The sequence below is a fragment of the Clostridium sp. CTA-1 genome (assembly GCF_054768215.1).
Window position 1 is genome coordinate 1 of record NZ_BAAAAP010000004.1, and the last position, 14460, is coordinate 14460.

A 14460-nucleotide genomic window follows, 5' to 3' on the forward strand; every position below is an offset into this window, starting at 1 on the left:
TATATTATATTTAATGTTTTTTAGTACAATAGCAAATATATCGGATATTATACTAAGTTTTTTAAACATTAATATATTACCACCCAATATATTAGGGAATATTATTTGGATATATACTTTATATATAGCTGTGAATAAATTGATAAGATAAAACTAAATTTATTTAACTATTTAATGGAGTATAGAATTTATGATAATTTTTATTTAATAATATATAAAAAATAAACAGCACTAGAGGCTGTTTATTTTCTTTTTTTATGCTTAGAAAGAGAGTTTTTCTTAATTTTTTTATTGTTTTTACTAGTATCCTTATTTTTACCATTACTTTTATTAGAATGGTTATTGTTATTTTTAAAATTATTTTTTTTATGAGATTTTTTATGAGGTTTATTGTAAGGTATTAAACAATCAGGTCCATTTCCTATTAAATCTTCTCTGTGAGCTTTTATTAAGGCTTCTTTTACTAGATCATAGTTATCAGGAATAGAGAATTGTAATAATGCCCTTTGCATGCTTTTTTCTTTTTGATCTTTAGGTACATAAACTTTTTCCTCAGTTAAAGGATTTACTCCTGTATAATACATAGTAGTTGATAAGCTACCAGGAGTAGGGTAAAAGTCTTGTACTTGTTCTGGAGTATAGCCCATTTTTTTTATATATTGAGCTAGTTCTATGGCAGCCTTTAAATCGCTACCAGGATGACTAGACATTAAATAAGGAACTAAAAATTGATTTTTATGTATTTTTTTGTTTATATCATAATATTTTTTAACAAAAGAATCATAAACATTTCTAGTAGGCTTACCCATTAAGTTTAAAACTTTATCACTTATATGTTCAGGAGCAACTTTTAACTGTCCACTTATATGATGTTCACATAATTCTTTAAAAAACTCATCGTTTTTATCATATATTAAATAATCAAATCTAATACCAGAACGTATAAATACTTTTTTTACATTAGGCATTTTTCTTATTTTTCTTAATAAACTTAAGTATTCTTTATGATCTACAATTAAGTTTTTGCAGGCTTTTGGGAATACACATTGTTTGTTTTTGCAAGTACCATGTTTTTCTTGAACTTTACAAGCCCTATGTCTAAAGTTAGCTGTAGGGCCACCTACATCATGGATGTAGCCTTTGAAATCCTTCATATTAGTCATCATATTTGCTTCTTTTAAAATAGAATCTTGGCTTCTATTTTGAATGACTCTTCCCTGATGAAAGGTCAAAGCACAAAAAGAACAACTTCCATAGCAGCCTCTATGGCTAGTAATTGAAAATTTAACCTCTTTAATGGCAGGAATTCCACCTTCAGCCTCATACATAGGATGATAAGTCCTAGCGTATGGAAGTGCATAAACTTCATCCATTTCTTCTTGAGATAGAGGTGGTTGGGGTGGATTTTGCACTACATATCTTTCTTTATGTTTCTGCACTAAGGTTTCACCCCTTATGGAATCTTGTTCATAATATTGTATTTTGTAAGCTTCTGCATAGGATTTTTTATTTGTAGAAACCTCTTCAAAGGATGGTATTTCAATATAATCTTTTAAAGAGGATATATCTTTCTCAATATACGCTGTACCTCTTACATTTTTTATACTGTCTATTTTCATACCATATCTTAAAAGATTAGAAACTTGAACTATAGGTTTTTCTCCCATACCATATATTAATAAATCTGCGCTAGAATCTTCTAGAATACTTCTTCTTACTGAGTTATCCCAATAATCATAATGGGCAAATCTTCTTAAGCTAGCTTCTATACCACCTATTATTATAGGTGAATCTTTGAAAGCTTCCTTTATCTTATTACAGTAAACAATAACTGCTCTATCAGGTCTATATCCAGATTTTCCACCTGGGGAATAGAAGTCGTCATGTCTTCTTTTTTTAGATGCAGTATAGTGATTTACCATAGAATCTATATTACCAGAGTTAACTAAAAATCCATATTTAGGTTTTCCTAGTTTTTTAAAGTCCTCTATGTTCTTCCAATTAGGTTGAGCTATGATTCCAACAGTAAATCCTTCTCTTTCTAATACTCTCCCTATAATTGCAGTACCGAAGGATGGATGGTCTACATAAGCATCACCAGTTACTATTATAAAATCTAAAACATCTATGTTTCTTTTTTTCAAATCCTCTTTACTTATGGGTAAAAAGTCCATACTATTCAATATTTTCATTCTCCTATCTTAAATACAATTTTGTAATAATATTATTATACAGTTCATTTTGTTTAATATCAAAAATAATTTAAAAATAAGAAATACGGTATAAAAGCAAGATATATTAAAATAAAACAATATAAATTTAAATAATGAATAAATTTAAAAAAATTTGATAAATTCAGTTGCAAAACAAAGGTATAAACAATATAATAAAAATATAAGGCAAAATGTTAATAGTGTACGTTAGGTGAGGCTCCTATATAGATATACGCTACTGCCCGGAAACATCGAGAGATGCCAATGGGTCACCAGGTATTACCGAAGTAAGGTTTTACTTAATGTAGCTGGCTGTAGTCCAAAGCTATATAGTGCTAAAACTCAACGATTGATGTTAAAGTTTTAGTTATGCATGTATAAGGAGCCTAATAGGCTCTTTTTGTTTTATAAATTTTTAGGATGGTGATATAAATGGAAACTGGTCCGTATGATGGGAGCATAGGCCAAATAAAAATTATATTGTTTTGTAGAGGAATATTTATTTAAGCAGAACTATTTATTTGTAGCTTAAAATATTCCTTTACAAATGTGAAAGGAGGAATATTTATGAAGAAGCTACAAAGTTTTTTCTTAAGTAAAATTATTAATAAAAGAGTTTATGATGAGTATGGTGATTATATAGGTAAACTAATTGATATTTATGTAACTTCTGAGGATGACTATCCAAGAGCCATAGCCTATAAGATAAAAAAGGGAAGAGAATTAGCAAATTATGAGTTTAAAAATATTTCTTTTTATGATGATGAGAGTAAAACTATTATAAAAGTAATAGGAACTAGAGATATAATATTAAGAAAATATTCCTATTTATTGTCACAACATCTTTTAGATAAACAAATAATTGATATAAATGGCAAAAAGATGGTTAAAGTGCATGACTTAAGAATTGGAGAAATTGCAGGAGAATATAAAGTAATAGCTGTAGATACAGGTGCACTAGCATTAAGTAGAAGAATAGGGATGGAAAACTTATTAAGAAGTATTTATAAAATATTTAATAAGAAAATAGAAGACACTTTAATAATGTGGGATAGTGTAGAATCTTTAGAAATGGTAAATAATAATTTGAAATTATCTGTATCTTACCAAAAGCTTTCAACATTACATCCAGCAGATTTAGCAGATATTATAGAAGATATGAATGATAGTTATAGAAAATTAGTTTTTGAAAGCCTAGATGATGATTTAGCTGCAGATACTTTTGAAGAAATAGACTTAGAAGTAAAAACAGAAATGTTAGAAGGAATGACTTCCTCTAAAAAAGCTGAAATTATATATAATATGTCAAAGGATGAGGCGGCAGATATACTGGCACAAATGAGAGAGGAAGAAGTGGAAGAAATTCTTTCTATTATGGAAGAAAGAGATGCTAAGGATATAAGGAAACTTATGGATTATAAGGAGGAAACTGCAGGAAGCATAATGAATAAAGATTTTATATCTTTTAATGTAAACATAACTGCGGAAGAAACTATAGATTTATTAAGAGAAATAAAACCTAAGGATGAAGAATCTTATTATATATATATTGTAGATGAAAAAGAACAACTAAAAGGAGCTATATCCCTCACAGATTTAATAATATCTACCCCAAAAGCTAAATTAAAAGATATAATGGATAAGGATATAGTAAAAGTTAAAGATACAGACCATATAAATGAAGCTGTAGAATTAGCAATAAAGTATGATTTATTATCTATTGCCGTAGTTGAAGGAGAAAATAAATTATGTGGAACAATATCGATAGATGATATTATAGAGGATGTATTTGCACCTATGTGGAGAAAGAAAGTTAAAATAGTTACGGTTTAAGTTATATTTATTATGAAAGATGGTATCTTAAAATATATTTAATATAGCAAATATAAAAAATACATGTAATAAATTTATTAATATGTTTATTACATGTGTTTTTTATTTTTTGATTTTATTTTATAAAAGAGTATTTTTTATAATTTTATGCACAAACTAATTTTAAAATAAATAGCAAAACTATGGATTTTGTGGGAGGAGTATTATGAGGAAGAATATATATTTAAAAAGAGCAATAATATATGTTTTAGCTTTAATGATAGCTTATGGCAGTACTACTCTTTATATATTACCTTATACAAATGCTACTAAAGCTGTAGCATATTATTATGGACATAGAGGAGATATTATTTCACAGGTTCAAAGAAAACTTAAAGCCTGGGGGTATTATAATGGAGGAGTAGATGGAATATTTGGCCATGGAACTTATACAGCCGTAAGAAGTTTTCAATCTAAAAATGGTTTGACAGTAGATGGAATAATTGGAGACAAAACTTTAGTTGCACTTGGAATAAATACTGGATCATCATCAGGAGGAAGTGCAAGTTCTAATAACCAAGATGTTATGCTTTTAGCTAGACTTATAAATGGAGAAGCCAGAGGAGAACCTTATGAAGGGCAAGTAGCAGTAGGAGCAGTAGTTTTAAATAGAACAAGGAATCCTAAATTCCCTAATAGTGTGGCCGGAGTTATATATCAACCAGGTGCATTTACTGCTATAGTAGATGGTCAAATACATGCAACTATGGAACAAAACTCTATAAATGCAGCTAGGGATGCTTTAAATGGATGGGATCCATCTGGTGGGGCTATGTATTACTTTAATCCTGTTACCGCTACAAGTTCTTGGATTTGGTCAAGACCATTAATAAAAGTAATAGGCAAACATAGATTTTGTAAATAAGTAGTTGACAAATTCAAAAAATATCATATAATTATATTATAGAATTCATACTAAAATAGTCGGAAATAAAAACGTTGAAAAAGGAAAGTAGCATAATCAATCTTTTCAGAGAGGAAATTGTTTTGCTGGAAAATTTCTAAAGAAGGTTTATGTGAAGTGCCCTTTGGAGTTGTGTACCGAATAAAGTAGGCTACATCGGGTTCACCCGTTATAGTGATAGGGTATAAATTTATTAAGTACCTGATAAAGTGGGATTTTAATATCTAACTAGAGTGGAACCACGGAGCATATACTTCGTCTCTATATTTTTATAGAGATGAAGTTTTTTTAGATTAAATTTATTTTAAAAAGGGGAGATTAATATGTTATACGAAAGCTCTATAGACTTAATAGGAAATACACCTATGTTTAAATTAAACAATATGCAAGAAGAAAATATGGCAGATGTTTATGTAAAACTAGAAAAATTTAATCCTGGTGGTAGTATAAAGGATAGAGCAGCTTTGGGTATGATTGAAGAGGCAGAAAGCATGGGTAAAATAAAACCAGGAGATATAATAGTAGAGCCTACTAGTGGTAATACAGGAATAGGACTTGCTATGGTAGGAAGATTAAAAGGTTATAAAGTGATTATTGTTATGCCGGATTCCATGAGTATAGAAAGAAGAAACATGATAAAGGCTTACGGAGCAGAATTGGTTCTTACAGAAGGAAATAAAGGAATGACAGGTGCTATAGAAAAGGCAGAAGAATTAGCTAGAGATAAAAAGGGTTATTTTATTCCTCAACAATTTTCAAATAGAGCTAATTCAAAAAAGCATTATGAAACTACTGCTGTTGAGATATTAAAGGATGTAAAAGATTTAGATGTTTTTGTAGCTTCAGTAGGTACTGGAGGCACTATAGCAGGTATTGGAAGAAGATTAAAAGAATCTAATAAAAATATAAAAGTTGTAGCTGTGGAACCTCATAATTCTCCGGTAATATCAGGAGGAAAAGCCGCACCGCACAAAATACAGGGCATAGGAGCAGGATTTGTACCAGAGGTATATGAAAAAGATGTAGTAGATGAGGTAATGACTATAACAGATGAAGAATCCTATGAATATGCAAGAAGATTTGGGACAGAAGAGGGAATATTAGTAGGTATATCTTCAGGAGCAAATATAGCAGCAGCTATAAAAATAGCTAGAGAATTGGGAAAAGGTAAAAAAGTTGTAACTGTAGCTCCAGATGGTGGGGAAAAATATATATCCACCGGGTTATATGATAAATAAAAGAGGTGAATTATTATGAAAAATCCTTTTAAAACTTTAATATATGATTTAAAAAATGCTAAGGAAAAAGATCCAGCCGCTCGAAATGTTTTAGAAGTTTTTATATTATATCCATTTATTCATGCTTTAATAGCCTATAGAATATCCCACTTGTTTTATAAAGCACATTTATTTTTCTTAGCTAGACTTATTTCTCAAATATCAAGATTTTTTACAGGCATAGAGATTCATCCAGGGGCAACTATAGGAAAAGGTCTATTTATAGATCATGGTATGGGAGTTGTTATTGGTGAAACTGCGGAGGTTGGAGATAATGTAACTTTATATCATGGAGTAACTTTAGGCGGAACGGGAAAAGATAAAGGTAAGAGACACCCTACTGTAGGTAATAATGTTATAATAGGAAGTGGAGCAAAAGTACTAGGACCTATAAATATAGGAGATAATGTAAAAATAGGCGCTAATGCAGTGGTATTGCATCATATACCAGCTAATTCTACAGCGGTAGGTATACCAGCTAAGGTAGTAAGATATGAAAAAAAGGCGTCTGTTATAGAAATAAGAGATTATAATGGTGTTAAAAAAGTAATATACAACGATATGATAATATAGTTTTTGGGAGAAAAGATTAATATGGATTGTAAGGAATCTGTAAAAGAATATTGCAGAAATTTAGGGTTAGATTTAATAGGATTCACAAAATGTAGGATTTTTCATGAGCTTATACCAGAATTTACAGAAAGAAAAAATGAAAACAGACAAAATGAATTTGAAGGTAAAGATATAAATAAAAGAGTGGATCCATTTCAATATATGAGAGAGGGGAAAACAATAATTTCTATTGCTTTTCCCTATTTATTTAATTTAGATTACAAAAATAATATATATTTTTCAAAATATACTCAAGGTAGGGATTATCATACTATAGTAAATGAATATTTAAAAAAAATATGTGAATTTATACAAAGTAAAGGTTACAGAGCAGAACATTTTGTAGATAGCAATGATTTGCCAGAAAGATATATTGCCTATTTATGTGGTATAGGATTTATAGGAAAAAATAATATGCTTGTTACAGAAAGATATGGTTCTTATGTATTTTTAGGTGAAATAATCACAGATATGGAAATCAATGAAGATGAACCAATGGAGTGTAAGTGTAAGGATTGCAATATATGCCTTAAAGCTTGTCCAACTAATTCTTTAGAAAATAAAGACCCTAATATATGTTTATCTTACATTACTCAAAAAAAGAATATAGAGGAAGAATGGTTTGATAAACTAAAAGGAAGAATGTTTGGTTGTGATACTTGTCAAAGGGTATGTCCTTATAATAAGAATATAGACACTTCTAATATAGAGGGATTTAAGCCTTTTAATTTTATGGAAAATTTAGATTTAGAAGAGCTGATATATGTTAACAATAAAGAATTTAAAGAAAAATATAAACTAACATCCTGTGGTTGGAGAGGAAAGAGCATATTGCAAAGAAATGCTTTAATTAATTGTATTACAATGAATAAGAATATAGATATACAGGGAAAAAATATAAAATCTCCCTATGTATTAGATTATTATCGTAGACTTTTAAAGAAATAATAATTATAATTTATTTAGAACAGTATTTATAAAGGTAAACTTAATTTAGACTGAATTTTTACTCTATGTAAATTTTAGTTAAACCAATCTAGATACTTTATAATTATTAGTAATGAGACAAATTAGGAGCTTTGAGAGGTGTTATAAATGATTTCTCCTACAATGACAAAAATAATAGGACATATGCCTAAGGGATTTTTAAAATTTTTATCACAAAAAATATTAAATAGATATATAAACAAATATGCTAATTTAACTATAAATGGTAAAGAAAACTTAAAAAATATAGATAAGCCAATTATTTTTATTTCTAACCATTTAAGTAATTCAGATGCTTTAGTTATAAATAAAGTATTAGAAGATCAGGATATAACTTTTATAGCAGGAGTTAAGCTTAAAGATAATTCTCTAACTAAACTTGGATTAGAAATAACAAAAACTATACCAATAAAGCCAAACACTGCAGATAAAGAGGCTATATATAATATAGTAAAAACTTTGAAATCAGGGAATAATATTTTAATATTCCCAGAAGGAACTAGAAGTAGAACTGCAAAATTAATGGAGCCTAAAAAAGGTGTAGTTTTAATACAAAAATTAAGTAAAGCTACTATAGTACCTTTAGGAATTAGTGGAACAGAAAAACTTTTACCCATAAATGACAAAGACATGGCTTTGGAGCGTTTTCAATCTGCTAATGTAACAATAAATATAGGAAGAGCAGTAGAATTACCTAAAAAAAATAAAGAAGAATCAAAACATGAATATGAAGATAAACTCATGAATTACCTTATGGGTGAAATAGCTAAATTGATACCAAAAGAATATAGAGGAATATATGATAACTAAAACTTATGTATATAGAAATTTAATAATAATTAAGGGTTAGTTTAATAAATAGAGTTATCTATTAAACTAAAATTATGGGAGTGATTTTCAATTGAATGATCATGAAATAAAAAATGTTATAGATATATTAATAGACACATATCCTGATGCTAATTGCGAATTAGAACATAGAAATCCTTTTGAACTTTTAATAGCTACAGTCTTATCTGCTCAAACTACAGATAAAAAAGTAAATGAGGTAACAAAAGTACTATTTAAGGAATATTCTACTCCTAAGGATTTTTTAAAATTAACAAGAGAAGAATTAGAGGAAAAAATTAAAAAAATAGGTCTATATAGAAATAAATCTAAGAATATATTATTACTTTGTAAAGAGTTAGAAGAAAAATTTGAAAGTGAAGTCCCTAATGATTTTAATGACTTAACTTCACTACCGGGAGTAGGTAGAAAAACTGCTAATGTGGTTTTAGCAAATGCTTTTAAAGTACCCACTATAGCAGTAGATACCCATGTTTTTAGAGTATCTAACAGAATAGGATTGGTAGATGCTAGCAATGTATTAAAAACAGAGGAACAGTTACAACAAGTTATACCAAAGGAACTATGGATATTAATGCATCATGTGTTAATATTTCATGGAAGAAGATGCTGCGTAGCTAGAAAACCTAAATGTGAAGAATGTACTATAAAAAAATATTGCAAATATTATAATGAAGAGGTTAAACCATCTTAAATATAAGTGTTTACTTATAATAGCAAATTATCTTATATCTAAGATGGTTTTGCTATTAAAGATATCCACATGTGGATAATTTTTTTTAGATTTTGTTTATAAACAGAGTTCTTGGCTTCAGAGGGAGTTTTTACTCCCACTAAAGCTTATTAACAGAATTCTTAGGAGTTTCACTCCTTAGAAGTCATTATCCTTTAGGGGAAATCGTTATCCAGGGACGTAGCCGCTCTTTACTCCCACTTTGAAGAAAAGCAGAGAGTCCAAATCTTTGATTTGGTGCGAATCGCTTTCACAGAGTGCGATGAGAGTATTAGAGCGGGTAGTCATCGGAGAAATTAAATAAATCATATATATGGATATACAATGAAAGAGGGGAGAATAATATGGATATTAAAGAAAAATCACTAATGGTACATAAAAAATTTAAAGGGAAATTATCAATAGAAGGGAAAATACAAGTCAAAAATAAAGAAGATTTATCCATAGCATATACTCCAGGAGTTGCAGAACCCTGTGTAAAAATAAGTGAGGATAAATCTTTAGTTTATGAATATACCATGAAAGGAAATACAGTAGCTGTAGTAACTAATGGTACAGCAGTTTTAGGTTTAGGAGATATAGGCCCTTATGCAGGGTTGCCTGTTATGGAAGGAAAGGCACTTTTATTTAAAGAATTTGCCAATATAGATTCATTTCCAATTTGTATAGATAGTAAAGACCCTGAAGAAATTATAAAAACAGTTAAACTTATAGCTCCAGGATTTGGAGGTATAAATTTAGAGGACATAAAAGCTCCAGAATGTTTTTACATAGAAAAAAAATTAAAAGAGGAATTAGATATTCCAGTATTTCATGATGATCAGCATGGAACAGCCATAGTTGTTTTAGCAGGAATATATAATGCACTAAGATTTGTGGGAAAAAAATTAGAAGAAGCAAGAATAGTTATAAATGGAGCTGGTTCTGCAGGAATATCCATATGTAAGTTATTATTACAAGCAGGAGCTAAAAACATAATAATGTGTGATAAAGAAGGCTCTTTAGTAAAAGGTAATAATAATTTAAATGAAGCTCAAAAATTAATAGCGGAAATAACTAATAAAGAAAATGAAAAAGGAACATTAAAAGATGTAATAAAAGGAAAAGATGTATTTATAGGTGTGTCAGCACCAAACATACTTACAGAAGAAATGGTAGCCACTATGAATAATGATTCTATAGTATTTGCTATGGCAAACCCAACTCCAGAAATAATGCCAGATAAAGCAAAAAAGGCAGGAGCCAGAGTAGTAGCTACAGGAAGATCTGATTTCCCAAATCAAATAAATAATGTATTAGTATTTCCAGGAATTTTTAGAGGTGCATTAGATGTAAGATCTAAAGTTATAAATGAAGAAATGAAACTAGCGGCAGCTAAAGCTATAGCCTCTTTGGTACAGGATAATGAACTAAATGAGGAGTATATAATACCAGGAGCCTTTGATAAAAGAGTAGCAGAAGTTGTAGCAGAGGAAGTAAAAAAAGTAGCCCTAGAAATGGGATTATGAAAACTATAAAATAAGGAAAGTGCGATGCACTTTCCTTATTTTAAGTTTCTTCTTAAAAAATCTAGTGCTCTAGTTACAGTTATATTTCTTATAAACTGTCTGTTACCAGAATATTTTAATTCTTTAACAAAGGTTTTTCCATTTATATAAAGACCTATGTAAACTAATCCTATAGGTTTATCATATGTGCCACCACCAGGACCTGCTACTCCTGTAGTAGATATACCTATATTTGTACCTGAAGATTTTGCTATGCCCTCAGCCATTTCTAGGGCCACTTCCTTACTTACAGCTGTATATTTTTCTAAGGTTTCTTTTTTTACATTTAATCTATTTATTTTAGATTCATTGCTATAGGTTATGGCTCCTTCTAAAAATATAGATGATATACCAGGAAAGTTTATAAGTTTTCCTGCTAGTAAACCACCAGTACAAGATTCTGCTGTAGCTATAGTTAAATTTCTTTTTATAAGAGTATTAGCAATAACTTCTTCTAATGAAGTTTCACCAGAACCATATATATTATCTCCTAGTATTTCTCTTACTTTTTCTTCTACAGGGCTTATTAAACTTAGGGCTTTTTCTTCAGAATGTGCCTTAGCGGTAATTCTTAATGTAGTTTCTCCTTGTTTAGCATAGGGAGCTACTGTAGGATTAGTTTGATTTTCTAAAATATCACTTATTAAATCTGCTACATCACTTTCTCCTATGCCTGTTATTCTTAAAACTTTAGATTTTATAGTATAATTTGTTAGTTTACCTAAATAAGGTATTACTTTGTTTTCAAACATAGGTTGCATTTCATAAGGTGGGCCAGGCAGTATTATAGCTATTTTACTATTTTTTTCTATTATAAATCCTGGCGCGGTCCCATTAGGATTTTCTAGTATTGTACAATTCTTAGGAAAGTAAGCTTGTTTTTTATTACTTTCTGTCATAGATTTATTAAAACATAATAGTCTTTTTTCTATTTGATTTAAGGATTCTTGATGTAGTATTAAATCTTCCTGAAAAAATTTAGCTACGGATTCTTTAGTAAGATCATCCTTGGTAGGTCCTAAACCCCCAGTAGTTATAACTAAATCACAATAATTAAAGGCCCTTTCGAGTTCTTTTAATAATCTATTTTCATTATCTCCAATTACAGAGTGATGATAGACGTCTATCCCCATATTAGCTAATTCTTTAGATATATATTGGGCATTTGTATTTACAATGTCACCTAATAATAGTTCAGTTCCTACACAAAGTATTTCTGCTTTCATGATTTTAGCACCTTCCTTAAATAGTTTAGTTAATCTTTACATATTTATCTATAAATTTATATAAATTTTTTCTGTATTCTTTCTTGTTATATAAATAGGCTTGAGCATGGCCTGCATTAGGAGCAATATATATTTCTTTTGGTCCTGGTTTTATTTTATACATTTCTTCACTCATTTTTTTAGGTATATAAATATCTTTATCACCATGTATAAACATTATAGGTGTTTGTACAGTTTTTATAGAATCTATAGGAGAAACCCTGCTATAGAGAAACTTTGATTTTAAAAGGGTACAAGCACCAGAATAGAATAATAATGAATCAGTAATGATTTTATTATTAATGTGTAGCTCTTCATTTAACTTATTTTTTAAAAGCTCTTCTAAATTAGAATAGGGACAATCTGCTACATAAAATTTTACTCTATTTTTAGATAAATTCATTTTAGAGTGAAGTAATATTGTGGATGCACCTAAAGATTCTCCATGAGCACCTATAATCCCAGCAGGATTTTTTCTTTCTAGCCAATCAATGCATTGATCCAAATCATATCTTTCATAATATCCATAGGTTACATCAGAACCACCGCTCAAACCATGATATCTAGAATCGTATATTAAAACATTAAAGCCTTTATCTAAGTATAAATCTGCATACTTCATTGATTCCCAACGAGATGAGCGGATACCATGAACTATAACTACAGAATTTTTAGTCTTATGGGGGTTCTCCATATAAGTCCCTTTTAGAGCATAACCATATTTAGAGTTTATAGTTATGTTTTCTTTTTTCAATGAATTGAAACGCCTTTCATCAAAAGTTGATTTATAAGTATCGTACATGTTAGTGATGTTTCTACTAGTGGGTTCTATGCATGCCCTAACATATATTAAATTACCATTATAAAAACCTAATATATTAATGATTATGAAAATTATCAATATAGGTATTAAAAATAATATTTTGTATTTTTTAGTTTTGGTGTTCTTAATATTGGCTGTGTGATACATATTTTCCCCCTTAATAAAATACATTAGATTAGAGTAATTTATATTAATATATTATTTTTAAACTAAATAGTGTGTAAATTTTTAAAATTAAAGGAGGTGAATCTATTTAATATTAAGATACACAGTATTTTATTATTAGATCTAATGTGGCTAGTATTGCATCCATATGGGTTCTTTCATAAGCATGTGAGGCATATACTCCAGGGCCTATTAAGGCAGTTTTTATATCAAAACCTGCCCTTAAAGCAGCACTTGCATCAGATCCGTAAGAAGGATATATATCTATTTTATAAGGGATATTGCTAGTTTTACATATATTAATTAAATTTTTCCTGAAATCTAAATCATAGGGACCTGTAGAATCTTTTGCACATATGCATACACTATATTCAGAGGAGTTTTGATTTTCTCCAGGGGCACCCATATCTACAGCAATGAATTCTTTTGTATTTTTTGGTATGTAACTAGCTCCGTGACCTACTTCTTCGTAGTTACTAAATAAGAAATTAGTAGTACAAGATAATGGTAAATTATTAACATGAATATATTTTATAGCATAAAGAAGAATGGCTAAGGAGGCTTTATCATCTAAATGTCTACTTTTTATAAAACCATTTTCAGTAAATATATTTCTTGTATCAAAGGAAATAAAATCCCCTATGTTTATGTTTAAATTTTCTAAATCTTTTTTAGAAAATACTTTTTCATCTAATATTACTTCCATGTTCTCAGGGGAACGCTTTAAATCATAAGCTTCTTTACCATGAATGTGAACGGAAGGTTTTATAGTTTGTATTGTTCCAGAATAAACTTCATCATTTAGTGTGTGGATACTACAATTTTCACCTTCAATAGAATTCATCATAAATCCACCTAATGGAACTATGGATAATGTTCCATTATCATTTATGTTTTTAACCATAGCACCGAGGGTATCCATATGAGCAGATAAGGTTCGCTCAAAGCTTTTATCTTCTCCTTCTAAAGTAACTATTATGGAACCTTTATTTGCTATTTTATATTGTATACCAATAGTATCTAATTCTTTTTTTAGATAATTTGTTATATGATTAGTAAAGCCTGTTGGACTTGGAATAGTTAATATATTTTTTAAATAATTTAATATAAGTTTTTTGTGGTAATCCATATAAACACTCCCTAAAAATATACTTTTATTACTTCCAAGTATATACTAAAATTTAGTATTTTAAAATATTCAATTGGAAAGAAC

Annotated in this window: 12 protein-coding genes, 1 riboswitch and 1 other annotated feature; of the genes, 8 read left to right on the plus strand and 4 right to left on the minus strand. The window is 29.0% G+C overall.

The window, feature by feature from the left end:
• Positions 1 to 242 precede the first annotated feature (242 nt).
• Positions 243 to 2183, minus strand: a complete 1941-nt coding sequence (locus ACYUEW_RS03995) for a YgiQ family radical SAM protein (protein WP_080333473.1) — start codon at positions 2181 to 2183, stop codon at positions 243 to 245.
• Between the two features lie 226 nt (positions 2184 to 2409).
• Positions 2410 to 2573: riboswitch (M-box (ykoK) riboswitch) on the plus strand.
• Between the two features lie 207 nt (positions 2574 to 2780).
• Here ACYUEW_RS03995 and ACYUEW_RS04000 point away from each other — a divergent pair.
• The 8 genes from ACYUEW_RS04000 (at position 2781) to ACYUEW_RS04035 (ending at position 10955) form a co-directional block, all read left to right on the plus strand.
• A complete protein-coding gene (locus tag ACYUEW_RS04000) occupies positions 2781 to 4046 on the plus strand; it encodes a magnesium transporter (protein ID WP_460276255.1) in 1266 nt (421 codons plus the stop codon).
• A 205-nt stretch (positions 4047 to 4251) separates the two neighbouring features.
• Positions 4252 to 4950 carry a spore cortex-lytic enzyme gene (gene sleB / locus ACYUEW_RS04005; RefSeq protein WP_003487772.1) on the plus strand — a complete coding sequence of 233 codons (699 nt, stop codon included), beginning with the start codon at positions 4252 to 4254 and terminating at the stop codon, positions 4948 to 4950.
• 65 nt (positions 4951 to 5015) lie between these two features.
• Positions 5016 to 5255: a binding site (T-box leader), on the plus strand.
• Between the two features lie 57 nt (positions 5256 to 5312).
• On the plus strand, positions 5313 to 6227 hold the full coding sequence (gene cysK / locus ACYUEW_RS04010; protein WP_043030940.1) for a cysteine synthase A: 915 nt from the start codon (positions 5313 to 5315) through the stop codon (positions 6225 to 6227).
• A gap of 15 nt (positions 6228 to 6242) precedes the next feature.
• Entirely contained in the window at positions 6243 to 6839 is a 597-nt protein-coding gene (gene epsC / locus ACYUEW_RS04015; protein ID WP_003487769.1) for a serine O-acetyltransferase EpsC, read from the plus strand.
• A gap of 21 nt (positions 6840 to 6860) precedes the next feature.
• The gene (gene queG, locus ACYUEW_RS04020) at positions 6861 to 7826 is read left to right on the plus strand and encodes a tRNA epoxyqueuosine(34) reductase QueG (protein ID WP_460276256.1); all 966 of its coding nucleotides are present in this window, start codon (positions 6861 to 6863) and stop codon (positions 7824 to 7826) included.
• 147 nt (positions 7827 to 7973) lie between these two features.
• A complete protein-coding gene (locus ACYUEW_RS04025) occupies positions 7974 to 8675 on the plus strand; it encodes a lysophospholipid acyltransferase family protein (RefSeq protein WP_045886228.1) in 702 nt (233 codons plus the stop codon).
• 91 nt (positions 8676 to 8766) lie between these two features.
• Positions 8767 to 9408: an endonuclease III gene (gene nth, locus ACYUEW_RS04030; RefSeq protein WP_460276257.1), complete on the plus strand. Its 642-nt coding sequence runs from the start codon at positions 8767 to 8769 to the stop codon at positions 9406 to 9408.
• Between the two features lie 383 nt (positions 9409 to 9791).
• Positions 9792 to 10955 (plus strand): NAD(P)-dependent malic enzyme, encoded by a 1164-nt coding sequence (locus ACYUEW_RS04035; protein WP_460276258.1) that lies wholly within the window; start codon positions 9792 to 9794, stop codon positions 10953 to 10955.
• Between the two features lie 35 nt (positions 10956 to 10990).
• Here ACYUEW_RS04035 and ACYUEW_RS04040 read toward each other — a convergent pair whose 3' ends face one another.
• From ACYUEW_RS04040 to ACYUEW_RS04050, 3 genes are all read right to left on the minus strand, one after another.
• Positions 10991 to 12220, minus strand: coding sequence for a competence/damage-inducible protein A (locus tag ACYUEW_RS04040; RefSeq protein WP_460276259.1), 1230 nt, complete (start codon positions 12218 to 12220; stop codon positions 10991 to 10993).
• Positions 12221 to 12245: 25 nt separating this feature from the next.
• A complete protein-coding gene (locus ACYUEW_RS04045) occupies positions 12246 to 13229 on the minus strand; it encodes an alpha/beta hydrolase (RefSeq protein WP_460276260.1) in 984 nt (327 codons plus the stop codon).
• 112 nt (positions 13230 to 13341) lie between these two features.
• Complete coding sequence (locus tag ACYUEW_RS04050) at positions 13342 to 14376, minus strand: M42 family metallopeptidase (RefSeq protein WP_003487755.1); 1035 nt, start codon at positions 14374 to 14376, stop codon at positions 13342 to 13344.
• Positions 14377 to 14460 lie beyond the last annotated feature (84 nt).

Excerpts from the sequence above, each read along its gene's own strand:
- ACYUEW_RS04000 (WP_460276255.1), top strand. The coding sequence starts at position 2,781 with ATGAAGAAGCTACAAAGTTTTTTCTTAAGTAAAATTATTAATAAAAGA.
- sleB (WP_003487772.1), top strand. The coding sequence starts at position 4,252 with ATGAGGAAGAATATATATTTAAAAAGAGCAATAATATATGTTTTAGCT.
- cysK (WP_043030940.1), top strand. The coding sequence starts at position 5,313 with ATGTTATACGAAAGCTCTATAGACTTAATAGGAAATACACCTATGTTT.
- epsC (WP_003487769.1), top strand. The coding sequence starts at position 6,243 with ATGAAAAATCCTTTTAAAACTTTAATATATGATTTAAAAAATGCTAAG.
- queG (WP_460276256.1), top strand. The coding sequence starts at position 6,861 with ATGGATTGTAAGGAATCTGTAAAAGAATATTGCAGAAATTTAGGGTTA.
- ACYUEW_RS04025 (WP_045886228.1), top strand. The coding sequence starts at position 7,974 with ATGATTTCTCCTACAATGACAAAAATAATAGGACATATGCCTAAGGGA.
- ACYUEW_RS04035 (WP_460276258.1), top strand. The coding sequence starts at position 9,792 with ATGGATATTAAAGAAAAATCACTAATGGTACATAAAAAATTTAAAGGG.
- ACYUEW_RS04040 (WP_460276259.1), bottom strand. The coding sequence starts at position 12,220 with ATGAAAGCAGAAATACTTTGTGTAGGAACTGAACTATTATTAGGTGAC.
- ACYUEW_RS04045 (WP_460276260.1), bottom strand. The coding sequence starts at position 13,229 with ATGTATCACACAGCCAATATTAAGAACACCAAAACTAAAAAATACAAA.
- ACYUEW_RS04050 (WP_003487755.1), bottom strand. The coding sequence starts at position 14,376 with ATGGATTACCACAAAAAACTTATATTAAATTATTTAAAAAATATATTA.